General features: G+C 73.0%; 22 protein-coding genes. 9 read left to right on the forward strand and 13 right to left on the reverse strand.

Going from position 1 to position 24101, the window contains the following annotated elements:
- The first annotated feature begins 94 nt into the window (after positions 1–94).
- A complete protein-coding gene (gene fdhA, locus ACIP6W_RS11985) occupies positions 95–1315 on the forward strand; it encodes a formaldehyde dehydrogenase, glutathione-independent (RefSeq protein ID WP_251154445.1) in 1221 nt (406 codons plus the stop codon).
- A gap of 94 nt (positions 1316–1409) precedes the next feature.
- Positions 1410–2276 (forward strand): UbiA family prenyltransferase, encoded by an 867-nt coding sequence (locus tag ACIP6W_RS11990; RefSeq protein WP_400429748.1) that lies wholly within the window; start codon positions 1410–1412, stop codon positions 2274–2276.
- 98 nt (positions 2277–2374) lie between these two features.
- Here ACIP6W_RS11990 and ACIP6W_RS11995 read toward each other — a convergent pair whose 3' ends face one another.
- From ACIP6W_RS11995 to ACIP6W_RS12005, 3 genes are all read right to left on the reverse strand, one after another.
- The gene (locus ACIP6W_RS11995) at positions 2375–3556 is read right to left on the reverse strand and encodes an FAD-dependent oxidoreductase (RefSeq protein ID WP_400429750.1); all 1182 of its coding nucleotides are present in this window, start codon (positions 3554–3556) and stop codon (positions 2375–2377) included.
- 126 nt (positions 3557–3682) lie between these two features.
- On the reverse strand, positions 3683–4894 hold the full coding sequence (locus ACIP6W_RS12000; RefSeq protein ID WP_400429753.1) for an acyltransferase family protein: 1212 nt from the start codon (positions 4892–4894) through the stop codon (positions 3683–3685).
- Positions 4895–4961: 67 nt separating this feature from the next.
- Positions 4962–5534, reverse strand: coding sequence for a TetR/AcrR family transcriptional regulator (locus ACIP6W_RS12005; RefSeq protein WP_400429756.1), 573 nt, complete (start codon positions 5532–5534; stop codon positions 4962–4964).
- A 95-nt stretch (positions 5535–5629) separates the two neighbouring features.
- Between ACIP6W_RS12005 and ACIP6W_RS12010 the strand changes: the two genes are divergently transcribed.
- Positions 5630–6535, forward strand: coding sequence for an NAD-dependent epimerase/dehydratase family protein (locus ACIP6W_RS12010; protein WP_400429758.1), 906 nt, complete (start codon positions 5630–5632; stop codon positions 6533–6535).
- Positions 6536–6719: 184 nt separating this feature from the next.
- Here the strand turns inward: ACIP6W_RS12010 and ACIP6W_RS12015 are convergent, their stop codons facing one another.
- Together ACIP6W_RS12015 and ACIP6W_RS12020 are read right to left on the reverse strand one after the other, a co-directional pair.
- Complete coding sequence (locus ACIP6W_RS12015; RefSeq protein ID WP_235426368.1) at positions 6720–8051, reverse strand: NAD(P)/FAD-dependent oxidoreductase; 1332 nt, start codon at positions 8049–8051, stop codon at positions 6720–6722.
- A gap of 101 nt (positions 8052–8152) precedes the next feature.
- Positions 8153–8701 (reverse strand): dihydrofolate reductase family protein, encoded by a 549-nt coding sequence (locus ACIP6W_RS12020; protein WP_400429761.1) that lies wholly within the window; start codon positions 8699–8701, stop codon positions 8153–8155.
- A 93-nt stretch (positions 8702–8794) separates the two neighbouring features.
- Between ACIP6W_RS12020 and ACIP6W_RS12025 the strand changes: the two genes are divergently transcribed.
- Both ACIP6W_RS12025 and ACIP6W_RS12030 read left to right on the forward strand, forming a co-directional pair.
- Positions 8795–9613 (forward strand): alpha/beta hydrolase, encoded by an 819-nt coding sequence (locus tag ACIP6W_RS12025; protein WP_311206528.1) that lies wholly within the window; start codon positions 8795–8797, stop codon positions 9611–9613.
- Entirely contained in the window at positions 9610–10353 is a 744-nt protein-coding gene (locus ACIP6W_RS12030) for a triacylglycerol lipase (protein ID WP_235426367.1), read from the forward strand. Before ACIP6W_RS12025 ends, ACIP6W_RS12030 begins: the two co-directional genes overlap by 4 nt.
- 130 nt (positions 10354–10483) lie before the next feature.
- On the opposite strand, the gene ACIP6W_RS12035 is transcribed toward ACIP6W_RS12030, so the two are convergent.
- From ACIP6W_RS12035 to ACIP6W_RS12055, 5 genes are all read right to left on the reverse strand, one after another.
- On the reverse strand, positions 10484–10873 hold the full coding sequence (locus ACIP6W_RS12035) for a VOC family protein (protein WP_235426366.1): 390 nt from the start codon (positions 10871–10873) through the stop codon (positions 10484–10486).
- Positions 10874–10957: 84 nt separating this feature from the next.
- The gene (locus tag ACIP6W_RS12040) at positions 10958–11965 is read right to left on the reverse strand and encodes a LacI family DNA-binding transcriptional regulator (protein ID WP_400429765.1); all 1008 of its coding nucleotides are present in this window, start codon (positions 11963–11965) and stop codon (positions 10958–10960) included.
- Between the two features lie 173 nt (positions 11966–12138).
- The gene (locus tag ACIP6W_RS12045; RefSeq protein ID WP_209685533.1) at positions 12139–13659 is read right to left on the reverse strand and encodes a tripartite tricarboxylate transporter permease; all 1521 of its coding nucleotides are present in this window, start codon (positions 13657–13659) and stop codon (positions 12139–12141) included.
- Between the two features lies 1 nt (position 13660).
- Positions 13661–14305, reverse strand: coding sequence for a tripartite tricarboxylate transporter TctB family protein (locus ACIP6W_RS12050; RefSeq protein ID WP_400429767.1), 645 nt, complete (start codon positions 14303–14305; stop codon positions 13661–13663).
- Entirely contained in the window at positions 14302–15258 is a 957-nt protein-coding gene (locus ACIP6W_RS12055; protein ID WP_271826661.1) for a tripartite tricarboxylate transporter substrate binding protein, read from the reverse strand. The genes ACIP6W_RS12050 and ACIP6W_RS12055 overlap by 4 nt, the downstream gene beginning before the upstream one ends.
- 249 nt (positions 15259–15507) lie before the next feature.
- On the opposite strand from ACIP6W_RS12055, the gene ACIP6W_RS12060 reads away from it, so the two are divergent.
- Positions 15508–16785 (forward strand): ATP-binding protein, encoded by a 1278-nt coding sequence (locus ACIP6W_RS12060; RefSeq protein WP_400429770.1) that lies wholly within the window; start codon positions 15508–15510, stop codon positions 16783–16785.
- Entirely contained in the window at positions 16782–17507 is a 726-nt protein-coding gene (locus tag ACIP6W_RS12065; RefSeq protein ID WP_400429773.1) for a response regulator, read from the forward strand. Before ACIP6W_RS12060 ends, ACIP6W_RS12065 begins: the two co-directional genes overlap by 4 nt.
- Positions 17508–17656: 149 nt before the next feature.
- On the opposite strand, the gene ACIP6W_RS12070 is transcribed toward ACIP6W_RS12065, so the two are convergent.
- Both ACIP6W_RS12070 and ACIP6W_RS12075 read right to left on the reverse strand, forming a co-directional pair.
- Entirely contained in the window at positions 17657–18130 is a 474-nt protein-coding gene (locus ACIP6W_RS12070; protein ID WP_400429776.1) for a nucleoside deaminase, read from the reverse strand.
- Between the two features lie 76 nt (positions 18131–18206).
- Positions 18207–18857 carry a CatA-like O-acetyltransferase gene (locus tag ACIP6W_RS12075; RefSeq protein WP_400429779.1) on the reverse strand — a complete coding sequence of 217 codons (651 nt, stop codon included), beginning with the start codon at positions 18855–18857 and terminating at the stop codon, positions 18207–18209.
- 61 nt (positions 18858–18918) lie between these two features.
- Between ACIP6W_RS12075 and ACIP6W_RS12080 the strand changes: the two genes are divergently transcribed.
- Both ACIP6W_RS12080 and ACIP6W_RS12085 read left to right on the forward strand, forming a co-directional pair.
- A complete protein-coding gene (locus ACIP6W_RS12080) occupies positions 18919–19590 on the forward strand; it encodes a DUF2461 domain-containing protein (protein ID WP_400429782.1) in 672 nt (223 codons plus the stop codon).
- Positions 19591–19633: 43 nt separating this feature from the next.
- Positions 19634–20215: a YbaK/EbsC family protein gene (locus tag ACIP6W_RS12085; RefSeq protein ID WP_066655935.1), complete on the forward strand. Its 582-nt coding sequence runs from the start codon at positions 19634–19636 to the stop codon at positions 20213–20215.
- A 6-nt stretch (positions 20216–20221) separates the two neighbouring features.
- Here ACIP6W_RS12085 and hrpA read toward each other — a convergent pair whose 3' ends face one another.
- Positions 20222–24091 (reverse strand): ATP-dependent RNA helicase HrpA, encoded by a 3870-nt coding sequence (hrpA, locus tag ACIP6W_RS12090; RefSeq protein ID WP_400429787.1) that lies wholly within the window; start codon positions 24089–24091, stop codon positions 20222–20224.
- Between the last annotated feature and the right edge of the window lie 10 nt (positions 24092–24101).

Consider the following 24101-nt stretch of genomic DNA (forward strand, 5'->3'; position numbering starts at 1 on the left):
GTCGACGGAGACGGCCCCTCGACGGGACGAGGAGCGCACCGCAGTGCTGCGCGCTCCCCGCACGTGCCGCCGCCGACCGATCGAGGAGGATCACATGGCGAGCAACCACGCAGTCGCGTACAAGGGACCCGGGAAGGTCGAGGTCATCGACACCGACTACCCGACGTTCGAGCTCAAGGACGGACCCGGGGTGAACCCGGCGAACGTCGGACGCAAGGTGAACCACGGCGCGATCCTGCGCACCGTGGCGACGAACATCTGCGGCAGCGACCAGCACATGGTCCGCGGCCGCACGACCGCTCCGACGGACCTCGTGCTCGGGCACGAGATCACCGGCGAGGTCGTCGAGGTCGGTCCGGACGTCGAGTTCATCAAGGTGGGGGACATCGTCTCCGTGCCGTTCAACATCGCCTGCGGGCGGTGCCGGAACTGCAAGGAGCGGAAGACCGGCATCTGCCTCAACGTGAACCCGGACCGCCCGGGCAGCGCCTACGGCTACGTCGACATGGGCGGCTGGGTCGGCGGCCAGGCCGAGTACGTGCTCGTGCCCTACGCCGACTGGAACCTGCTGAAGTTCCCGGACCGCGACCAGGCCCTCGAGAAGGTCCTCGACCTCGCGATGCTCTCCGACATCTTCCCGACCGGCTTCCACGGTGCGGTGACCGCCGGGGTCGAGGTCGGCTCGACGGTCTACGTCGCCGGCGCCGGGCCCGTGGGTCTCGCCGCCGCGACGGGCGCGTTCCTGCTCGGAGCGAGCGTGGTGATCGTCGGGGACATGAACGCCGACCGGCTGGCGCAGGCGCGCAGCTTCGGGTGCGAGACGGTCGACCTGACGAAGGGCGACCCGGCCGACCAGATCGACCAGATCCTCGGTGAACCCCTCGTGGACTGCGGCATCGACGCCGTGGGCTTCGAGGCGAAGGGGCACGGCTCCGGTGCCGGACACGAGGCCCCGGCCACCGTGCTCAACTCCCTGATGGACGTCACGGCCGCCGGCGGCGCACTCGGCATCCCCGGGCTCTACGTCACGGGTGACCCGGGCGGCGTCGACGAGGCCGCGAAGAAGGGCGCCCTGTCGCTCAGCCTCGGCACCGGGTGGGCCAAGTCGCTGTCCTTCACCACGGGGCAGTGCCCGGTGATGAAGTACAACCGGCAGCTGATGATGGCGATCCTGCACGACCGCACGAGCATCGCGAAGAACGTCAACGCGAAGCCGATCGGACTCGACGAGGCCCCTCGCGGGTACGAGGAGTTCGACAAGGGTGCCGCGACGAAGTACGTGCTGAACCCGAACGGCCTGATCCCGGCGGCCTGACCGCCGCACGGTCCGCGTCGCATCGACACCCGGTGCGGCGCGGGCCGTGGCCGTCGTCGCACTCGCGCAGCCACCGGTCCGTACGCTCGCCGGTGTGAGCGACACCCGCCGGCCCTCGACCGTCCGCCTGCTGTTCGCGTCGTCACACCCCGGACCGACGGTCACGGTGACGGTCCTCGCCGCGGTGATCGCCGCGGCCGTCGGGCACCCGTGGTGGCTCGTCGTGCTCGTGGCGCTCGCCGTCGTGGCCGGGCAGCTGTCGATCGGCCTCGCCAACGACTGGATCGACGCCGACCGCGACCGGGCCGTCGGCCGCAGTGACAAGCCCGTCGCCCGCGGACTGATCCCCGTCGGGACCGTCCGGACCGCGGCCGTGACGACCGCGGGTGTCGCCGTGCTCCTGTCGCTCGCCCTGGGCTCGGTCGCCGCGGTGGCCCACGTCGTCCTCGTCGCGGCCGGCTGGGCCTACGACGCCGGACTGAAGCGGACGGTCTGGTCCGTCGTGCCGTTCGTGGTGGCGTTCGGTCTGCTGCCGGTCGTGTCCGTCGCTGCCGGGGGCGACGGTTCGTGGCCGGCGTGGTGGGCGATCGCCACCGGAGCGGTCTTCGGTGTCGCGATCCACTGCACCAACGTGCTGCCGGACCTGCTCGACGACGAGGCGACCGGCGTCCGTGGGTTCCCCCACCGGCTGGGGCTCCGGGGCGCGGGGACGCTGGCGTTCGGGTCGCTCGTCGTCGCGGCGGCGCTGGTGCTCGGCGGCCAGGTCGCCGGCGGAGGCGTCGGCACGGCCGGGACGGTCCTGGCGGTCGTCGGAGCCCTCGTGGTCGTCGTGCTCGCGGTGGTCGGGATCCGCCTCGTGTTCGCCGGTCGTCCGACGCGGGCACTGTTCCGCCTGGTCATCGCGTCCTCGCTCGTCCTCGTCGTCGAGCTCAGCGTCGCCGGCGCCCGACTGATCGCCTGACGGCACCGGAAGCGGCACCGGGACCGGCACAGGCACAGGCACAGGCACAGGCACAGGCACCGGCACTGGCACCGGAAACGGCATCGGCACCGGCTGACTCAGGCCCACCGCATCGCGTAGACCCCGGCGAGCCCGTCGGCGCTCGGCAGCGCGAGCACGGTGCGGAGCAGCGCCTCCCGCCCCACCGACCCGAGCACGCCCGTGGGACGCCCGAGCGCCATGTTCAGTTCCGCCTGCCGAGCAGCCCGCCGCGCCGCGGCCTGCCGCCCGACGGCGTACCCGTTCGCGGACTCCTGCCACGGTCCGTCCGTGCCTGAACGGACGGCCTCGGCGAGCAGTGGCGCGAGCGCGGCGGCGTCGAGCCAGCCGAGGTTCATGCCCTGGCCGCCGATCGGACTGATCTCGTGCGCGGCGTCCCCGACGAGCACCACCCGTCCGACACCGACGTGCGACGCCTCCCGCCGCCGCACCCGGAAGCCGCTCGTCATCGTGCACGTCGCCGGGTCGGGCCGGGCGCCGGTGCGTCCCGCGACGATCGCGGCGAGGCGGGCGGCAGCGTCCGGGTCCGGTTCGCCACCGGCCGGTGCAGTGCGGTCGTCCGGCACGAGGGCGACGTACCGCCGCCTGCCACCCGGCAGCGGGAACGACTCGACGACCCCCTCCGGTCCGACGTCGACCAGTGCTGACGACCGGGCCTGCTCGGGTTCGGGGTCGGCGAAGTCGCCCATCACGTACCGGTCGCGGTAGTCGCGGCCCGAGGTCGCGATGCCGACCAGGTCCCGCACCGCGCTCCGGGCGCCGTCCGCGCCGACGATGAAGGCCGCCTCGACGACGACCGGGGCACCGTCGGGTCCGACACCGTGCGCCACGACGTCCCCGACGCGGCGGGACAGGGCGGTCACCGTCGTGCCCGTCCGCAGCGTCCCGGACGCGAGCCGGTCGCGCAGCAGCGCCTCGGTGCGGTGCTGGTCGAGCGTCGCGACGTACGGGTGCGTCGCGGAGGCACGGTCGAACGACAGCGTCCCGAGTTCCCGTCCGCGACTCCGGGCCACGCCCGTGCGGACGAGCACCGCCTCGGCGAGCACCGCGGTGTCCAGGCCGATCGCGGCGAAGGCGTCGAGCGACGGCGGGTGGATCCCGATCGCGCGCGAGCCCGTCGGCTCGGTGTCGCGCCGCTCCCAGACGGCGACCGTGACGCCCGCCCGCTCGAGGAGCGCAGCGGTGAACAGGCCGACGGGCCCGCCCCCGACGACGAGCACGTCGACGCGTTCCGTGGTCACGGAGGCGAGCCTACGGACCCGTCGCGGCGACCCACCCAGGCGGCGTCGGACGGGAGGCGCGTGGCGGGCGCGCCACGGGCCTCCCGTCCGACGGTGCGTCACGTCGGCGGACGCTCGCCGACGTCGTCAGGTGGTGACGCGTGCGCGTTCGGCGCGGTCCTCGGCGGCGAGTCGACGGGCCTCGCGGAAGCGCTTCTGTGCCTTCTCGACGGGGACCTCGACGGCGTACGCGGCGCCGACCGCCACGACGACGGCGACCGCGATCATGAGCACCTTGCCCCACGGCCCGACGGCGAAGGGGTCGAGGAGCGCGATGACGAGCGGGTGCCAGAGGTACGCGGCGTACGACACGCGCCGACCGAACCACGAGACCGGCGACCAGGCGAGTGCGGCCGACAGCGGCGACCGCACCGACACGAGCCCGCCGATGAGCACCGCGGAGACGACGCCCGTGAGCGGCAGCACGACGCTGAAGGTCCAGGCGTGCTGCGCCCAGTCGTCGCCGATCCACAGCATGGTCCCGGCGAGCAGGACGATCCCGGCCCAGGTCGCGACGTGCCCGGCGATCCCGGCGGCCCACGTGCGGATGCGCTCGTCGTCGAGCAGCAGCGCGAGCAGGCAGCCGGTCGCCAGCGGGACGACCCCGAGCACGGGGGAGAAGTAGACGTCGGGCGTCGCGCCGCTGTTCGGCTTCGCGTAGACCAGGCCGGCGACGACCGAGCACGCCACGATCACCGCGCCGAGCCCGACGACGAGCCAGCGTCGACGGGAGCGGACCAGGAAGAGGAGCACCAGGACGGGCGGCCACACCAGGTAGAACTGCTCCTCCATCGACAGCGACCACGTGTGCGCGAAGACGCCCTGCGTGGTGTCCCAGAAGGAGCGGAAGAGGTTGCCGGTGTAGGTCAGTGCGATGAACGCGGCCTCGCCGGGGCTGAACGAGGCGCCCTTGTAGTCACCGACCCAGTTCCACAGGAGCAGCCCGACCACGACGAGAGCGACGAGGGCCGGGTAGAGCCGGAGCAGACGCTTCAGCCAGAAGGTCCCGAGACGGATGCGTCCGGTCTTCCGGTGCTCGCCGAGCAGCAGCGTCGTGATGAGGAACCCGGACAGGGCGAAGAACACGGTGACGCCGATGAAGCCGCCCTCGAACTGCGGCACGTGCAGGTGGTACAGGATCACCATGGCGATGGCGATCGTCCGGAGCCCGTCGAGGGCCGGAGCGCGGCGGGTCAGCGGCGGTGGCGGCGTCGGCCGGGCAGCACGGATCCCACGGCCGACCGGTGTGCTGCGGTCGACCGCGTGAGCGTGCTCGGGGGCGAGGGTGTTCGTCGCCACGGTTCCTCCCTGTGAGGATCGTTCGAACGGATGACGACGAGCTTGCCCTGTCCGGGTAAGAGGACGCTCAAGATCCGGGGTGCAGGATCCGGGTCAGTGCGTCCAGCCGCTCGCGCACGATCGCCGCGAAGTCGCGGTCCTCGCCGTCCGCGATCCACTGCGTGAAGGACAGGTGGAACACCGTGACCGCCGTCTCTGCGGCGATCGTGGCCGCCGGCTCGTCGATCCCGTGTGCGCGCAGTGCGCTGCCCAGGTGGACCTTCAGGGTCGCGAGCTTGCCGAGCTCCCGCTCGCCCAGTGCGGGCACGGCGTCGATGACCTGCTGTCGGGCCCTGGACCACGCGCGACGGTCGTCGGGGAAGAACGCGGCCGCGGAGTCGAGCGCGCGACCGACCAGGGCCAGGGCGGGTGTCCCCCCGGGGGCCTGGGCGATCGGGTCGGTGAACATGCCGGTGAAGTCGTCCTGCCCGGCGAACAGCACCTCGCGCTTGTCGGCGAAGTGCCGGTAGAAGGTGCGCTCGGTGACCTCGGCTGCCGCGGCGATCTCGGCGACGGTCGTCTCGTCGTAGCCGTGCTCGGCGAAGCGCTGCAGTGCGGTCGCCTGCAGTCGTTCCCGGGTGCCCGATCGCCATCGTGCCATGGGACGATCCTACTGATGACAGTCGCTGACATCGAGTGCTACGGTGATGTCAGTCCGTGACATCAAGCCGCGGACACCCCACGAAGGGACCACTCATGCACGTGTTCGTCACCGGAGCCTCCGGATGGATCGGCTCCCACACCGTCGACGACCTGCTCGCCGCCGGGCACGACGTCACCGGCCTCGCGCGCTCCGACGCGGCGGCGGCGGCGCTCGAGACGAAGGGCGTCACGGTCCTGCGCGGCGACCTCGACGACCTCGGGGCGCTCGCCCGGGGTGCGGCCGGTGCCGAGGGGGTCCTGCACCTCGCGAACAAGCACGACTGGTCCGACCAGGCTGCGACGAACGCCACCGAGCGCGCCGCCGTCGAGACCCTCGCGAACGCCCTCGTCGGCACGGACCGCCCGTTCGTGGTGGCATCCGGGGTCGCCGCCCTGGCTCCGGGTCGTCCCGCCGAGGAGCGGGACCCGTCTCCCTTCACGGGCGTGGACAGCCCCCGCGGTGGCAGCGAGAACCGGGCGCTCGACTTCGTGGAACAGGGGGTCCGCGCGATCGCTGCGCGGTTCAGCCCGACCACGCACGGCGTCGGCGACCACGGCTTCGTCGCGTACCTGGCCGGGGTCGCGCTCGAGCGCGGGATGTCCGGCCACGTCGGTGACGGCAGCAACCGCTGGGCGGCCGTGCACGTGGACGACGCCGCCCGCATGGTGCGACTCGGTCTCGAGCAGGCCCCCGCGGGCGCACGGTTGCACGCCGTCGCCGAGGAGGGGATCCCCACGCGGGACATCGCCGCAGCGATCGGCGACGCGCTCGGGCTGCCGGTCACGAGCATCGACCCGTCGGACGCGTCGGCGCACTTCGGGTTCATCGGCGGGTTCTTCGGCGCGGAGATGTCGGCGTCGTCGACCGCGACGCAGGAGCTGCTCGGGTGGGAGCCCGTCGGGCCGTCCCTGCTCGAGGACATCGCCGCGGGGGCGTACGCACACGCCGCCGCGCGCTGACGGCCGCGCCCGCCGCGCTCGTCACCACGGTGGCGAGACTCGGCACAGCGGACAGTTTCGCGACGCAACCGCCGCGAATCTGTCCGCATGGTCGAGTCTCGGCTCGGGCCGGCGCCGGGCCGGCGGCCGGCGGCCGGGCCGGGCCGGCCCGGCGCCGGGCCGCCGGCCGGCCCGGCCGGCCGGCCTACTCGGCCTTCTGCATCTGCCAGGGCTCGGGCTCGCGGTCGCCGTTCGGGCGCACCGGCCGGACGTCCCCGACGATCGGGATCGAGCGCTTCCGCATGAACCACAGGTAGCGGACGAAGAAGTGCGAGAGCGTCGACAGCCGGTTGCCGTTGCCGAGCAGCGAGGCGATGTGCACCGCGACCCACGCCAGCCACGCCACGGGGCCGACCATCGTGATGCCGCCGCGCAGCTGCGCCACCGCGGCGTTCGTCCCGATGGTCGCCATCGTGCCCTTGTCGAAGTACTTGAAGTGCTCGGTCGGCTTCCCGTCGAGCAGCCGCACCACCTGGCGCGCGACGTGCTTGCCGCCCTGCAGTGCGGGCTGGGCGAGCTGCGCGAGCGCGTCGTCCTGCGCCGCGATGTCGCCGGCCGAGAAGATCCGCTCCACGCCCTTCACGCTCAGGTCGTCGTTCACCTGGATGCGACCGCCGTGGGTCTGCGGCAGGCCCCAGCCGGAGACCTCCTTGTGCGCCGCGACCCCGGTGGCCCAGATGACCTGCGACGCGGGGATGAACTCGCCCGAGGCGGTGACGACCCCGTCCTCCTTGACCTCGGCGACGCCTGTGTCCAGGCGGAGCACGACCCCTCGCTTCCGGAGGACCTTGGCCGCGTACCGACGGAGGCGCGGGGCGAACGGCTTGAGCAGCTCGCCGCTGCGGTGCACCAGCGTGATGGAGATGTTGCCGCGCTCGATCTCCGGGTAGGCGCCGACGAGCGCCTGGTCGCGGAGTTCCGCGAGGGCGCCGGCCATCTCCACGCCGGTCGCGCCGCCGCCGACGATCACCACGCGGATCTCGTCGGGGCCCTGCTGGGCCGCGGCCTGCTCGAGGCGGGTGAACAGCTCGTCGCGGATGCGGAGTGCCTGCGAGCGGGAGTACATCGAGTAGGCGTACTCGTACGCACCGGGGGTGCCGAAGTAGCTCGTGTTGACGCCGTTCGCCAGGATCAGCCAGTCGTAGTGCAGGTGCTCGCCGTCCGACATCTCCGCGATGCGGTGCTCGGTGTCGATGCCGGTGAGCAGTCCGTGCCGGAAGTCGGCGTTCGACTGCTTCGCCCGCAGGCTCCGCAGGAAGTACGTCACGTCGCCCGCGTTCAGGCCGCCGGTGGCGACCTGGTACATGAGCGGCTGGAACATGTTGTAGACGTGGCGGTCGACGAGCGTCACCCGGACGTCCGCGTCGGCGAGTTCACGCATGGCCGCGATCCCCGCGAAGCCACCCCCGACGATGACGACGTGCGGGCGGGTGTCCTCGGACATGGTGTTCTCCAGGGTGGTGCGGTCGACGGCCACCCAGAAGGGTACGCCGGTCTCGGCACCCGTCCGTCCACCTGCCCGTCCGGCTGCCGATGGAGCGGTCCCGCGGTCCGGCCTGGAGGCACGCCCCGCCGCCGTCAGGCGTCGAACGGCGCGTAGGTGCTCAGCACGTTCCCCTTGCTGGTCACCACGCTCTGCACCAGGCGCAGGCGGGTGGGCGGGTCCGTCGGTTCGAAGAGCCGCCGCCCGGCTCCGGCGATCGCCGGGTGCACCATGAGCTGCAGCTCGTCGAGGAGTCCGGCGAACAGCAGGTGGCGCACCAGCGTGACGCTGCCGGTGACCGCGATGTCGCCGCCCTCGCCGGCCTTGAGGTCGCGGACGAAGGCGTCGACGTCGCCCTGGATCCGGTGCGCGTTCTGCCACGTCAGGTCGTCACCGAGGGTGGTCGACGCGACGTGCTTCTCGATCGGGTTGATCCACCGGCCGAACGGGTCGTCCTCGTGCCGGGGCCACCACTCGGACCACTCCAGGTAGCTCTGCTTGCCGAGCAGCACAGTCTCGGTCCGCTCCATCCACGCCGTCATGGCGGTCCCGAGCTCGGCGTCGAACGAGTCGTACTGGAACTCGTACGGGTCCTGCACCACACCGTCGATCGATGCGAACAGCCCCGAGGTCACCTTGCGCATGCTGCGGAGCACAGGGCCGCCGCGACCCCGCGTCGAGAGGTGCGTGCCGATCAGGCTGATCCCGCGCCGGGGAGCGCCGGGTAGGTTCGCACCGTGCGCGCACGGGTGGAGTCCTTCGAGGTCGGTGGGCTGTCCGTGCGGCTCCGGACCCTCGCGCCGGCCGGGCGGTTGCACGACACGCTCGCGCCGACGGTCGTCCTCGTGCACGGCATCGGCATGTCGCACCGCTCCTTCGACCGGACGCAGCGCCACCTCGCCCGCACCCACCGCACGGTCGCGGTCGACCTGCCGGGTTTCGGCGGGCTCCCCCCGGCAGGCCGCCCGCTCGACCTGCAGGAGCTCGGCGACCTGGTGGTCGGAGCCGTCCGGTCCCGCGGCGTCGGGGACCTCGTGCTCGTCGGCCAGTCGATGGGCACCCAGGTCGTCGTCGAGGCAGCCCGTCGGCACGCCGAGACGGTGACCGCGGTCGTCCTGGTCGGCCCCGTCGTGGACCCGGCGCGGCGGACGCTGCTGCAGCAGGCGACGGACCTCGGACGCGACTGCCTCGTCGAGGACCCGCGGATGAACCTCGTCGTGCTCACCGACTACCTGCGGAGCCTGCGACAGTACGTCCGGCAGCTCCGACCGATGCTCCGTTACCGGCTCGAGGACACCGTCCCGGAGCTCCCGCAGCCGGTGCTCGTCGTGCGCGGCGACCGCGACCCGATCGGGCGACGGGACTGGGCTGCTGCGCTCGCGGTCGCAGCGCGTCGGGGTGTCCTGGTCGAGCTCCCCGGCGGTCACCACGTGCAGGACCGGCAGCCCGTCGCGTTCGCGCGGCTGGTCGACGAGCTCCGGCGGGTGCAGACCGTCGAGGACCTCGCGGCCGGTGGCCCGTCGACCGGTGACACCACGACGGGGCCGGCACGGTGACGGACCGGACCACCCCGGGGACGGGAGCGGCGTCGGGGACGGCGGCCGTGCCTCCCGGCCGTGTGCCGCTGCTGCGTCGCGCCTGGTGGGCCGCCCTCGACTGGTGGTACGCCGCGCGGTGGCAGCTGCGGAGCACCGGACCGACGACCGCCGATGACTACCGGACCGGTGACGGCCAGCCGGTCGTCGTCGTGCCCGGCGTCTACGAGACCTGGCACTTCATGCGCCCGCTGATGGACGCCCTGCACGACGCCGGGCACCCGGTGCACGTGCTGCCCGTCCTGCGGCACAACCTGCGTCCCGTGCCGGAGTCGGCGCGCGAGGTCCTGGCGTACCTCGACGAGCACGACCTCCGCGGGGTGCTGGTCGTCGCGCACAGCAAGGGCGGTCTGATCGGCAAGTACGCGATGACCCTGCCCGAGGGGGAGCGCATCGACCGGATGGTGGCGGTGTCGACGCCGTTCGGCGGGTCCGTGTACGCCCGGCTGGCGCCCGTGCCGCACCTGCGGGCCTTCCGTGCGGCGGACCCGGTGCTCGCAGCGCTCGGACGCGACCTCGCCGTGAACGCCCGGATCACGTCCGTCTACGGGGTCTTCGACACGCTCATCCCGGGAGGCAGCGAGCTCGCCGGGGCCACGAACGTGCGCGTGCCCGTCGGCGGGCACTTCCGGATCCTCGGCGCGCAGCAGACCCGCGAGGTCGTGCTCGACGCGGCCGCGGGCCCGGGCTCAGCGGGCTGAGCCGCGAGAGGCCGTGCGGCGGCCGTGCGCGAGACTCGCGCTGACGGACACTTTCGTCCCCGGGGCCCGCGAGTCTCGTCCGCCTGGCCGAGTCTCGGGGCCGTGCTGTGCCGCGCCGCTGCCGCCGCGGTCAGGCGCCGGGCAGGAACAGGCAGAAGGGGTGCCCGTCGGGGTCGAGGAGCACCCGCACGTCGTCCTGGGGCTGGAAGTCCGCCTCGGTCGCACCGAGCTCGAGCGCGCGGGCGGTCGCGGCGTGGAGGTCCTCCACCTGCAGGTCGAGGTGCAGCTGCATGCCCTGCGTCCCCGTGACCGGGGGCCAGGTCGGTGCCTCGTAGGCGTCGTCGTACTGCACCGAGAGCCCGACCCCGCCGTCGGCCGGGCGCACCCGCAGCCAGGTCGGACCGTCCTCGTGCACGGTCCACCCGGTCAGCGCACCCCAGAACCGCGCGAGGCGCACCGGGTCGGGGGACTGCAGGACGGTCGCGGTCAGCACGGGCATCGCGGGGTCGTCGGCACTCATGCGGCGCACGGTACCCGGGCCTGTCGACAGGACGGTCCAGCACCGCGACGGCCGCGCGACGGGCGCGCGACGGCTGCCGGCTGGTCAGCGGGCGGCGACGCTCGCGCGCTCGACGATCCGGTGCGGCACGACGACGGTCTCCGGAGCGGCCGTCGGGTCGGCGATGCGTCGGGTGAGCAGGTCGAGCGCCGCCGTGGCGAAGGCCCGCCGGTCGAACGACACCGTCGTCAGCGCCGGGATCGCGAAGGCTGCGGCGTCGACGTCGTCGAACCCCACGACGCTGACCTGCTCCGGCACGTGGACACCCCGTGCCGCCAGGACGTGCAGCACGCCGAAGGCGATCGAGTCCGTGTACGCGAACACCGCGTCCGGCAGCGGGTGCGCGTCCAGCCAGGTCGCGAACCCCGCCGCCGCCGCACTCGTCGACCAAGTCGGCAGCGGCACGCGCAGGGCGGGGTCGACGTCGAGGCCGACCGCGCCGAGCGCATCCGCGTGGCCCTGGTCGCGCAGCTCGCTCGTGGCGGTGGCGTCCGTCGGGCGGGCGGCCCCGACGACCGCGATCCGACGGTGCCCGCGGTCGAGCAGGTGGGTCGTGACCTCGCGTGCGGCGCGGCGGCTGTCCACGTGCACCTGGTCGACGTGCTCCGGTTCGACCTCGCCGATGACGACGGTCGGCGGGAGCCCCTCGGTCTCGGCCAGGACGCTCGCGCTGAGCGACACCGGGTTGAGCACGAGGCCGTCCACCAGGTGGGCCCGGGCCCGGGAGACGAGGTCCCGTTCACGTCCGGGGTCGTGTCCGGTCTGGTCGAGCTGCACCGTCCAGCCGCGCTCGCGGGCGAGTTCGACGAACCACTGGGCGAGTTCGGCCGAGTAGGCGCTGCCGAGCTCGGGCAGCGTCAGGGCGATCGCGCCGGAGCGTCCGTTGCGCAGGCCGCGCGCGGACAGGTTCGGCACGTAGCCGAGCTCGGCGACCGCGCGCTCGACCCGCTCCCGTGTCGCCGGCCGCACGGGCACGCCGCCGTTCACCACGTTGGAGACGGTCTTCGGGGAGACCCCGGCGAGGGCCGCCACGTCCCGCACGGTCGCGCGCATCGGGACGAGCGTAGCGCGCCACCCGGCGGACGGGAGGCGCGGTGCGGTGCCGCCACGTGCCTCCCGTCCGTCGCGGTGTCGGACGGGAGGTGCGGTGCAGGACCGCCCCGTGCCTCCCGTCCGACACGGGGCGGGTCCGACCCGGACCGCGCGCCGGCGACGCTGGGTCGTGGCTACGCGTCGACCAGCTCGCGCCGTGCCGCTCGGCGGGCGCGGACGCGGCCGGTCACCGTGACCGCGACCACGACCGCCAGCACCGCGTAGAGCACGATCGGGATGGGGCCGGCCACCAGCACCGAGAAGTCCCCGTCGGCGCTCAGCGCCGCGTCCCGCAGGCTCGTCTCGGCGAGCGGACCGAGCACCATCCCGATGATGAGCGGTGCGAGCGGGATGTCGAGGGCCCGCATGAGGAACCCGACGAGACCGATGCCGAGCAGCATGAGCAGGTCGAAGACCGAACCGCTCGTCGCGTAGATGCCGAGCCCGCAGAAGACGGCGATGCCCGCGTAGAGGTACGCGCGCGGGATCCGCAGCAGCTTCGCCCACAGCATCGCGAACGGGAGGTTGATGACGAGCAGCACCACCATCGCGATGAAGAACGACGCCAGCAGCGCCCAGACCAGGTCGGGGGACCGGTCGAAGAGCAGCGGACCCGGCTGCAGGCCGTACTGGCGGAACGCGGCGAGCATGATCGCGGCGGTCGCCGACACCGGCAGACCGAGGGACAGCAGCGCACCCATCGCCATGCCGGTCGTGGAGTTGCCGGCTGCCTCGGGTGCCGCCAGCCCGCGGATCGCACCCGTGCCGAACTGCGGGTCCTTCCGGCGGGCGTCGAGACGCTTCTCGAGCCCGAACGCCAGGAAGGTCGGGATCTCCGACCCGCCGGCGGGCACGACGCCGAAGGGCAGCCCGATCGCGGTGCCCCGCAGCCAGGCGGGCGCCGCCTCGCGCAGTTCCCGCTTCGAGAGCCACGGGCGTCCGGTCGCCTGCACCATCCGGCCGTCCTTCAGGTGTCGGGCCAGGCACGCGACGTAGATGACCTCGCCGAGCGCGAGGACCGCGACCGTCACCGTGACGAGCGAGATGCCGTCGAAGAGCTCGGGCACGCCCATCGTGAAGCGCGGCGCACCCGAGATGCCGTCGACGCCGATCACCGCGATGCCGAGGCCGAGGCACAGCGAGCCGAGGCCCTTCAGCGCGTCGTCGGTGACGACCGACGACGTCGTGACGAACGCGAACAGTGCCAGGGCGAAGAACTCCGCCGGTCCGAAGCTCGACGAGAACGACGCGAGCGCCGGTGCGAGGAACACGACCAGGACCGAGGCGATCATGCCGCCGACGAACGCGCCGATCGCGGCCGTCGCGAGCGCCTGGGCCGCTCGTCCGTTCAGCGCCATCTTGTGGCCCTCGAACGTCGAGGCGATGGCCGAGGCCTGGCCCGGCGTGTTCATCAGGATGCCCATGGTGGAGTCACCGAAGAGCCCGCCGAAGTAGACGCCGGCGAACATGATGAACGCCGCGGTCGGGTCGAGCGAGAACGTCACGGGCAGCAGCAGCGCCACCGCCATCGACGAGCCGAGGCCGGGGAGGACGCCGACCGCGGTGCCGAGGAGGCACCCGACGACGACCCAGAGCAGGTTGGCGGGGGTCAGGGCGCCGGCGAAGCCGTCACCGAGGAGACCGAGCACGTCCACGTCAGAACTCCCATCCGACGATGCCCGAGGGCAGCGACAGGTCGAGCAGCATGTCGAAGGCGATGTAGCTGATCGCGCTCACCGTCAGACCGACGACGAGCGGACGCAGCCACCCCGGGGCGCCGAGCCCCTTCGCGACACCGAGGAAGAGCAGTCCGGCACCGACGATCCACCCGAGCACGCCGAGCAGCAGGGCGAAGGCGGCGAAGGACAGGACCACCCAGGCCAGGGAGCGCCAGTCGACGCGGACCGAGCGCTGCTCGACCGAGGTGCCGGTCGTGTCGGTGTCGGCGGCGGTGTGCGCGTCGGCGCGGACGGCGGTGTCGGTGCGGGCCTCCGACGGTGTGCCGTCGGACCCGACCCGTCGGCCGCGCGCAGCCCGGACGGACCGGACGACCAGCAGGGCGGCCAGCAGCAGGAGTGCGGCGGCGACGATGCCGGGGAACACCGCGGGCCCGGGGAACGCGGTTCCGTCGGGGACCTCCATCGCGACGATGCCGACGACGAGGTAGACCGCGAAGGCGGTGAAGAGCGCCGGAGTGGTCAGCTCCTTCGCCACCGCGGCGACGCGGCCGGGGTCGGCCCGCAGCGTGAGCCGCTGTCCGACGACCGCGGAGGACGACGTGGGGTTGCTCGGACGGGTCATCGGCCCAGCTCCTCGTACAGCCCGGTGATGCGCTCGCGCTCCTCGTCGATGAACGCGTCGAGCTCGTCACCCGTGATGATCCGCTCGGTCCAGTGGTACCGCTCCACGGCGTCCGCCCACTCGGGGGTGTCGAGCGTGTCCAGCACGATGTCGGTCAGCTGCGCCCGCTGCTCGTCGTCGAGTCCGCCCGGTGCAGCGATCTCGCGCCAGTTCGTCAGCGTGACGTCGTGCCCCTGCTCGACCGCGGTGGGGATGTCGATGCCCTCGACCGGCTCCGCCGCGACGAGCGCGAGTGCGCGCAGACGACCGGACTCGATCTGGTCGATGTTGTCCGGGTACCCGCCCGAGGCCGCCGCCGCCGTGCCGTTGAGGAGCGCCTGGATGGCCTCGCCACCGCCGTCCGACGGGATGTAGTTCGTGTCCTTCGGGTCGATCCCGGCCGAGACGGCGAGGTCGGTGACGACGAGCTGGTCGAACGAGCCGCCGCCCGTCCACGGCACCGAGCCGGGGCGCTCGCGCCAGGCGCTGACGAGGTCGTCGAGCGTCTCGTACGGCGAGTCGGCGGGGACGACGATGACGTCGTACTCCTCGACGGTGACCGCGAGCGGCGTGATGTCGTCGTGGGTGACCGCGGAACCGAACTGGATCTCGGCCGCGAGGAGCCCCGTCCCGCCGACGAGCAGCGTGTCCGTCTGTCCGGCGAGCCGAGCGACGTTCCCGAGCGCGATGGTGCCACCGGCGCCCGGCATGTTGACCACCTGGACCGAGTTGACGATGCCGTTCGCGCGCTGCGCCTGCTGCATGGACCGTGCGACGCCGTCCCAACCGCCGCCGGCCGCCGCCGGTGCCACGAGGGTCACCGACCGGGTCGGGTCACCTCCGGCCGCTGCCGACGTCACCGAGCCGAAGGCCGCGACCGCGATGGACACCGCGGCGACGGCTGTCCCGACCACGCGTGCGACGGGGCGACGGGCACGCGGCGGACCCGGCGTCCCCGTCGTCGGCTGCTCCGGCACTGGTTGCTCCGCGGGCACTGGTTGCTCCGGCTGCACTGGTTGCTCTGGCATTGCTGGCTCCCTCCTGCGCACGTCGTCGTGCCGCAGGTCGAGAAGTACGATGGCAGCCGCCGACCGGGCGAGCACCCGGCGGCGGAGATGTGCTCATTGACGCTCACGGCGTCGCGGCCGAAGGGGGACGCCACGGTGACCAGGGCTCGTCTCGGGCGGTTGCGGCGGACCGCGGTGCTCGCGCTGCCGAGCGTCATCGTGCTCGCGGCGACGGGTGTCACGACCGGGGTCGCGGCCGTGGTGCAGGAGCGCGCCATCCGCACGTCCGTGGTCGACCAGGTGTCCGGCGTCGCGTCGAGCCTGGCCGACCTGCCCGAGGTGCGGGACGCGGTGGCGTCGGTCGCCGACCGGGGCGCACCCGGCGCGCTCGCCGACGCCGACGACCTCGCCTCCGCCACCGCGGCACTGCAACCGATCGCGACGCTCGTCGAGGGTGCCGCCGGCGTCTCGTACGTCGTGGTCACCGACGACGACGGCGTGCGGATCACCCACCCGGACCCGGCGGAACGCGGTGAGCCCGTCGAGACGACGATCGCGCCCGTGCTCCGCGGTGCGGAGTTCGTCGGCACCGAGACCGGCCCGACCGGGACGACCCTGCGTGCGAAGGTGCCCGTCGTCGACGCGGACGGCGAGGTCGTCGGCGTCGTGGCGGTCGGCGTGCTCGAGTCCACCATCGCGGCGGACCGGGAACGGGCCCTCGGCACCCTGCTCCCGTGGAGCACCGGCGCGCTCGTCGCGGCGACGCTCGCGAGCGTGCTCCTCTCACTCGTGATCGCCCGACGGCTCCGCCGAGCCGACGCGGTCGACGCGGAGAGCCGGCAGGTCCGGTGGACGACCGAGGCGCTGCGCGAGCAGGCACACGAGTTCGGCACCCGTCTGCACGTGGTGCGCGGACTGGTCGAACAGGGGGACGACGAGGACGCGATGGCCTACATCGACGCCGTGGCACCCGGGTTGACCAGCGGCGGCGGTGCCGGGTCGCCGCGCCGCGGTGCGGTGGCGACGGCGTCGGTCGCGGCGGTGCGCTCGGAGCTCGCCGTGGCCGGGACCACGCTCGACCTGCGCATCGCCGACGACGTCGTGCTCGACGACGCGGTGCTGCTGGTCGTCGCCAACCTGTGCCGGAACGCCGCCGAGGCCGGGGCGGCCACCGTCAGCTGCACCATCGGCTCGCATGACGGGCGTGTGACGGTGAGGGTCGAGGACGACGGACCGGGCATCGACCCGGCCGACGCGCACCGCGTGCTGACCCGCGGGTGGTCGTCGAAGACCGACGAGAGCGGCCTCGGGCGCGGCATCGGCCTGGCACTCGTCCGACGCACCGCCACCGACCGCGGCGGATCCGTGGTCGTCGGACGGTCGGCAGCGCTCGGCGGTGCCCGGCTCGACGTCGAGATGGCGGCGGGATCGTGACGGCGGCGCTCCGCGTGCTCGTGGTCGACGACGACGCCGGCGCTCGCGCACTCCACACCCGGTGGGTGGCCGCGACCGAGGGGTTCGCCGTCGTCGGGGCGGTCGCGTCCGGCGGCGCCGCGCTGGCATCCGTGGAGCGCGGGGTCGACCTCGTGCTGCTCGACATGCGCCTGCCCGACATCAGCGGCATCGAGGTCCTGCACCGCATGCACGTCGCCGGCGTCGACGGCACCGACGTGCTGGTCGTCAGCTCGTCCCGCGACCAGGTCACCGTCCGGCAGGCGCTCGCCGCGCACCCGGTCGGGTACCTGCTGAAGCCGTTCGACCGCGAGGCCCTGCAGGACCGGCTCCGCGCCTACGCGGCCGAACGTCGGTCCCGTGAGGACGCGCAGCGCGACGTCCCGATGGGGCAGGGCGACGTCGACCGGCTGCTCGCCACCGGATCGGTGCGCGTGGTCGGACCCGACCGCACGACGACGCGAGCGCCCGAGGACGCCCTCCCGAAGGGCGTCAGCGCCACCACGCTCGGTCGGGTCGTGACGGCGCTCGACCCCGTGGTCGCCCGCTCGGTCGACGAGGTCGCGGCAGCGACGGGCACCTCGCGGGCCACCGCCCGCCGGTACCTCGACCACCTCGTCGCGACGGGCGCCATCGACCTGGCGCACCGGTACGGCCGTCGAGGCCGCCCGCAGGTGCTCTACCGGCTGACGCCGGCTCCCTGAAGGCCCGGCCACGGCAGCCGGGTCGCGATCCGCACCGGACGGGAGGCCCGTGGCGGCGTCGCCACGGGCCTCCCGTCCGTCACCGGGTCACGCGCGTCGCGTGGTGACGACCCGTCGTACGGTCCCATCCGTGGCGGGCGGGCGTCCGGTCAGGACGGGTGGCGGGCGGTCCACTCGCGGAACGGGGCCGTCGGGTCGTCGACCCGGCCCTGCTCGCTCGGAAGGGCGCGCTCCGTGACGGGCTTCGCGTACTCGTCGTAGAAGGTGCCGAGCGTCATCAGGCGGTTGCCGTCCTCGTAGTGCTCGCCCTCCTGCTCCCGCGTCGCGGCGAAGACCACGCGGTCCGGCTGGGCGTAGTACAGCGCGCCGAGGCACATCGGGCACGGGTACGCGGTGACGAACACCTCGTGGCCGGTGAGGTCGGTGATGCCCTGCTCGGCGGCGGCGCGGATCGCGCGGATCTCGGCGTGCGCGGTCGGGTCGCCGGTCTGGGCGACGTGGTTGACGGCCTCGACCACGACCTCGCCGTCGCGGACGATCAGGCAGGCGAAGGGCTTGCCATCGTCGTGGACGTTGTCGAGGGCGCGGGCGACCGCGAGGGCGGTGAGTTCGTCGTCGTGCATGCCGGCCACGGTGCTCCCGGTCGGTGCTCGTCGGGTGTGCGTCCGGGGGACGGGGACGATCGGATCGCGGTGCTGGTCAGCCGAGCCAGGACGGGTTGGCGAAGAGCTCCTCGACCTCGGTGACGAAGCGCGAGGCGTGGAAGCCGTCCACCGCCGCGTGGTTGATCCGGAGCGCCATCGGCATGCGGGTGCGTCCCTCCACCTGCCGGTAGCGCCCGAGCGTGATCACGGGCGCCAGGTGGTCCTCGGCGCCCGTCAGGTGCAGCGCGAAGCCGGTGAACGACGTGCGGGGGAGCGTCGAGACGTCGAAGAGGTCGGTGCGACCGGTGCCCTGCGGGAACATGCGGTGGTCGTCGCGGTACCGCTCGGTCGTGGCGACCACGGCGTCGTGGAACGCCCGTGCGTCGGGGTCGTACTCGGTGACGAGCACCGAGAAGGTCTCGGTGTCGGGGTGGAAGACGGTGAAGGTCGGGTGCACCACGTCCCACACCGCGGGCCGGCCCTCCTCGGTGAGCTGCATCCGGAACTCGTCGTGCCGGTTCACGACCGTCGCGAGCACCCAGATCTGCGACGGGTACGTCTTCGCGCCGGCGGCCCGGGCGGCGTCGACGAAGGCGGTGACGTCGACCTCCACGGTCATCTCCCACGCACAGGGCTCCCGCCGGTAGTGCGCGAAGTGCTCGGCGCGGGGCCACTGGTCGAGGTCGATCGGTCGGAGTCGGTCCACCCGGCCAGTCTCGTCCCCCGGACTCCCGACGCGCGTGCACCGGACGGCGGTTCAGTGGTGCATGCCCTCGACGCCGTTCTCACCAGCGCTCGCGACGTTCTTCCGCGGGCTCGCCGCGCACAACGAGAAGTCGTGGTTCGAGGAGCACCGCGACGACTGGGAACGGCACGTGCAGGAGCCGATGGAGGCGCTCCTGCACGAGGCCGAGCACCGTTACGGTGCCGGACGGGTGCTGCGGCAGCACCGCGACCTGCGCTTCACGCCGGACGCGCGGCCCTACCGCGAGGACACCGGTCTCACCGCGGGCGGCATGTACCTGAGCGCCGGAGCGGACGGGTTGCAGGTCGGCGGTGGACTCTACGAACCGTCGCGCGCACAGCTGCGGGCGGCGCGCACGACCATCGACGAGCACCCGCAGGCGGCGGCCGCGCTGCAACGGGAGCTCGACGAGCTGTCCGACGCCGGGTACGAGCTGGCGGGTCCGCCGCTGAAGACCGCCCCGCGCGGGTACGACGTGGACCACCCGCGGATCGACCTGCTCCGGATGCAGCACTACGCGGCGCTCGTGCACCTGCCGCTGGAGAGCTCCCTCGACGACATCACCGCGGCGTGGGACCGCGTGCAGCCGCTGGTCCGGTGGACGGTGAAGTGGGCACGGGCGGACGACCCGGAGGCTTCGGACGACCCGGCGCCGCCCGTGCCGGGAGCCCGGTCGATCGACGAGCGCGCCTGACCGCCTGATCGCCCGTCCGTCGGCTGCTCCCTAGGCTCGGGGCATGCCGACGCTCGATCGTTCCCCTGCCCTCGTCGCCACCGGGTTCCTCGCGATCCCCGTCGCCCAGGCGCTCGTCGCACTGCCGAGCGACCTGCTGTCGACGATCCAGGCGGCGCCGATCGACCCGGCCCTCGCCGACACCGCAGCGTTCTCCGAGGCGTACGGCTACCCGCTCGAGGGCGGCGCGAACTGCATCGTCGTCGTGGGGAAGCGCGGCGACGAGGTCCGCCACGCGGCGTGCGTGGTGCTCGCGTCGACGAAGCTCGACGTGAACCGGGTCGTGAAGAAGCTGCTGGACGTCCGCAAGGCGAGCTTCGCGCCGATGGACCAGGCGGTCGAGCTGACCGGCATGGAGTACGGCGGGATCACCCCGATCGGGCTGCCAGCGGACTGGCCGGTGTACGTCGACGCCCGCGTGCTCGGTGCTCCGGAGGTCGTCGTGGGCGCCGGGCTCCGCGGGGCGAAGGTGTTCCTGCCCGGGCGGACCCTGGCGGCGCTGCCGAACGTCACCGTGGTCGAGGGGCTGGCCGTCGAGGGGCCCTCCGTCGAGGATCCGGCCACCGGAGCCGCCGACCTCGGCTGAGCCCCGTCAGCGGGCGGCGGCCAGGGTCTTCGTGATCCGCTGCAGCGAGACCGTCTCGGCGGTGCCGAGCTCCTGGGCGAACAGGCTCAGGCGGAACTCCTCGAGCATCCACCGTGCGTGCACGAGCTCGGCGTGGGCCCCGACCGACGGCGGGAACACGCCACCGGCGTCGGTGTAGCGGTCGGTGGCGACCGTGACCTCACGCATCCACGTGGCGTCACGTCCGGGGTTCTGCAGGAGCTTCTGCACGCGGGCCTCGACACCCCGCAGGTACACCCGGATCCGCCGGAGCCGGTCGAGCCCGGCGACGGCGACGAAGCCCGGGAAGACCAGGCGCTCCACCTGCTGGCGCATGTCGGTCAGCGCCGGCAGGAGCGCCATCGAGTTCGCCTGCTTCATCGCCTTGTCGGCCGCCCGCTGCGCGGTGAGCACGGCGGCGACCTCGGACACGGCGGTGAACATCGTGTCGACGACGGTGGAGGACACGGCATCGCGGACCGCCTCGAAGTCGGCCTTCGTGAAGACCAGACCGTCGGGGTGGGTGCGTCGGATGCCCGCGTCCACGACGGCGGCCAGCACGTCGTCGAACAGCGCTGCGGTCGACGCGTACGGGCTCGCGGCCAGCGCGAGCTTCTCCTGCGCCGTGAGGTGCGACTGCACGTACGACACCGGCGAGGGCACGGCGTGCATGACGAGCCGACGGACGCCGGCGGGCATGTTCACAGCGCGGTCACCGGGGGTCGCCAGGAGGCGGACACCGACCGTCGCCTTCGGACCGTCGCCCTCCTCGACCAGCGACGGGTAGGCACGGATCACGCCACCGGCCTGCTTCGTGTCGAGGACCTGCGGCAGGTCGTCGGACGGCCAGGCGGTGAGGCCGGAGCGTTCCACCTGCGTGCCGGAGGAGGCCCCGGCGACGCGCGCCGCGCCTCCCGGCCGGGCCGCTGCCCTCGCCGTCGCGGAGGCGACGCTCTGCTGCGTCCGATCCTTCAGCTTCGTCTGGAGGGCCGCGAGGTCCTTCCCGGACTCGACCCGACGGCCGCGCTCGTCGACGACCGCCCAGGTGGGCAGCAGGTGCGCCGGCACCCGGGACAGGTCGAAGTCGGCCTCGGTCACCGGCACGTACGTCATCCGCTGGATCGCCGCAGCGAGGGTCGCGCGGAAGGACTCCGTCGGCTCGGTCGGAGCGTCGTCGGGCAGTTCGGCGACGATCTTCTCGGCCCAGTCGGCAGCGGGGACGACGTTCTTCCGGATCTGCTTCGGCAGCGACTTGATGAGTGCGGTGACGAGTTCCTTCCGCAGGCCACGGACCTGCCAGTCGAAGCCCTCCTCGCGCATGCGGGGGAGCAGCGCGAGCGGCACCTGCACGCTGACGCCGTCGTCCTGCGCGCCCGGCTCGAAGCGGTACTTGATCGCCAGGCGCTGGTCACCGGAACGCCACTGCGTCGGGTACTCCTGCTCGTCCTGGGCGGCCTCGGCGGCGTCCTCGTCGAGCAGGTCCTGCCGCCGCATCGTGAGCAGGTCCGGCTGCTCGCGACGGGTCGTCCGCCACCACCCCTCGAAGTCGCGCGTGGTGGCGACGTCCGCAGGGATCCGTGCGTCGTAGAACTCGTACACACGCTCGTCGTCGAACAGGATGTCGCGACGGCGGGTGCGCTCCTCGAGCTGCTCGAGTTCGCGACGGAGCTTCCGGTTCGCGCGGTCGAAGGCCTGCTGCGCGTCCCACTCGCCCTCGACGAGAGCGTGGCGGATGAACAGCTCGCGCGAGTGCCCGGGGTCGACGCGCCCGTACTGCACGCGGCGACGCTGCACGATCGGGACGCCGAACAGCGTCACGCGCTCGTACGCCACGACCGCGCCCTGCTTCTTCTCCCAGTGCGGCTCGCCGTAGGTGCGCTTGAGCAGGTCACCGGCGAGCGGCTCCACCCACGCGGGGTCGATCCGGCCGACGGTCCGGGCGAACAGCCGACTCGTCTCGACGAGCTCGGCGGCCATCACGGCGTCGGGCTGCTTCTTCGCCAGGACGCTGCCCGGGAACACCACGAACCGGACGTTGCGCGCGCCGAGGTAGTCGCGCTTCTCCTTGTCCCGCAGCCCGATCTGGCTGAGGAGCCCGGCGAGCAGCGAACGGTGCACCGCGTCGCCGTCCTCGGAGCGCGACTGGCCCACCCGCACGTCGACCTGCTTCGCGGCGCGGGACAGCTGCCGGTACAGGTCCTGCCACTCGCGGATGCGCAAGTAGTTCAGGAACTCGGCCTTGCACAGGCGGCGGAACGCGCTCGACGACAGCTCCTCCTGCTTGTCCTCGATGTGGTTCCAGAGGTTGAGCAGGGTGAGGAAGTCGCTCGTCGGATCGGCGAACCGGGCGTGCAGCTGGTCGGCGTGGGCACGCTTCTCGAGCGGTCGTTCACGTGGGTCCTGGATGCTCAGGGCGCTGACGATCGCGATGACCTCGCGCCCGACGCCCTGGCGACCGGCCTCGAGCACCATCCGGCCGAGCCGCGGGTCGATCGGCAACCGGGTGAGCTGTCGGCCCGACTTGGTGATCCGGCCGTCGCGGTCGACCGCGCGGAGCTCCCGCAGCAGGTCGAGGCCGTCCTTGACGCCCCGGGAGTCCGGCGGCTGCAGGAACGGGAAGCGTTCGATGTCGCCGAAGCCGAGGGAGATCATCTGCAGGATGACCGCCGCGAGGTTCGTGCGGAGGATCTCGGGGTCGGTGAACTCCGGACGGCGCGTGAAGTCGTCTTCGGAGTAGAGCCGGACCGCGATGCCCGCGCTGGTGCGACCCGCGCGTCCGGAGCGCTGGTTCGCGCTCGCCTGGCTGATCGCCTCGATCGGCAGCCGCTGCACCTTCGCCCGCGGGGAGTACCGGGAGATGCGGGCGGTGCCGGTGTCGATCACGTACTTGATGCCCGGCACCGTCAGGGAGGTCTCCGCCACGTTCGTGGCGAGGACGACGCGGCGACGGACACCCGGGGTGGTCCGGCGCTCGAACACGCGGTGCTGGTCGGCGGCGGAGAGTCGGCCGTAGAGCGGCAGGACCTCGGTGCCCGGGTAGCGCTTGCCCTCGATCGCCTCCTGCGCGTCACGGATCTCGTTCTCGCCCGACAGGAACACGAGGACGTCGCCCGGGTCCTCGCGCGCGAGTTCGTCGAGCGCGTCGGTGATGCCCTGGAGCACGTCGCGGTCGTCCGCGCTCCCACCGCGGCCACCGCTGTCGTCGGTCCGTGGGTCGGTGTCGTCGCCCTCGTCCGCACCGGTGTCACCGTCCGCGGCGTCGTCAGCGACGAGCGGCCGGTAGCGGATCTCGACCGGGTACGTCCGGCCGGACACCTCGATGATCGGTGCGCCGCCGAAGTGCTGCGAGAACGACTCCGGGTCGATCGTCGCACTCGTGATGATGACCTTGAGGTCGGGGCGCCGGGGGAGCAGCCGCTTCAGGTACCCGAGCAGGAAGTCGATCGTCAGCGAGCGCTCGTGGGCCTCGTCGATGATGATCGTGTCGTAGCGCTCCAGGTCACGGTCGAAGTGGATCTCGTTGAGGAGGATCCCGTCGGTCATGAGCTTGATCCGGGTGTTCCCGCTCACCTTGTCGGTGAACCGCACCTGGTAGCCGACCAGGTCGCCCAGCTCGCTGCCGAGCTCCTCGGACACGCGCTCGGCGATGGTGCGGGCGGCGATCCGGCGGGGCTGGGTGTGCCCGATCGACTCGCGGCCGAGCTCCAGGCAGATCTTCGGCAGCTGCGTCGTCTTGCCCGAGCCCGTGGCGCCGGCGACGATGACGACCTGGTGGTCACGGATCGCGGCGGCGATGTCGTCCCGCCGCTGCGACACCGGCAGTTCGGGCGGGTACGTGATGACGGGCGTGGCAGACATGAGCATTCCA

Origin of the sequence: Curtobacterium sp. NPDC088465, assembly GCF_044753165.1 — a bacterium.
GTDB lineage: Bacteria > Actinomycetota > Actinomycetes > Actinomycetales > Microbacteriaceae > Curtobacterium.

Coding starts and splice junctions, on each gene's coding strand:
- ACIP6W_RS12080 (WP_400429782.1), top strand. CDS start 18,919: ATGCCCTCGACGCCGTTCTCACCAGCGCTCGCGACGTTCTTCCGCGGG.
- fdhA (WP_251154445.1), top strand. CDS start 95: ATGGCGAGCAACCACGCAGTCGCGTACAAGGGACCCGGGAAGGTCGAG.
- ACIP6W_RS12040 (WP_400429765.1), bottom strand. CDS start 11,965: ATGCGCGCGACCGTGCGGGACGTGGCGGCCCTCGCCGGGGTCTCCCCG.
- ACIP6W_RS12035 (WP_235426366.1), bottom strand. CDS start 10,873: ATGAGTGCCGACGACCCCGCGATGCCCGTGCTGACCGCGACCGTCCTG.
- ACIP6W_RS12070 (WP_400429776.1), bottom strand. CDS start 18,130: ATGCACGACGACGAACTCACCGCCCTCGCGGTCGCCCGCGCCCTCGAC.
- ACIP6W_RS12085 (WP_066655935.1), top strand. CDS start 19,634: ATGCCGACGCTCGATCGTTCCCCTGCCCTCGTCGCCACCGGGTTCCTC.
- ACIP6W_RS12020 (WP_400429761.1), bottom strand. CDS start 8,701: ATGCGCAAGGTGACCTCGGGGCTGTTCGCATCGATCGACGGTGTGGTG.
- hrpA (WP_400429787.1), bottom strand. CDS start 24,091: ATGTCTGCCACGCCCGTCATCACGTACCCGCCCGAACTGCCGGTGTCG.
- ACIP6W_RS12005 (WP_400429756.1), bottom strand. CDS start 5,534: ATGGCACGATGGCGATCGGGCACCCGGGAACGACTGCAGGCGACCGCA.
- ACIP6W_RS12050 (WP_400429767.1), bottom strand. CDS start 14,305: ATGACCCGTCCGAGCAACCCCACGTCGTCCTCCGCGGTCGTCGGACAG.
- ACIP6W_RS12010 (WP_400429758.1), top strand. CDS start 5,630: ATGCACGTGTTCGTCACCGGAGCCTCCGGATGGATCGGCTCCCACACC.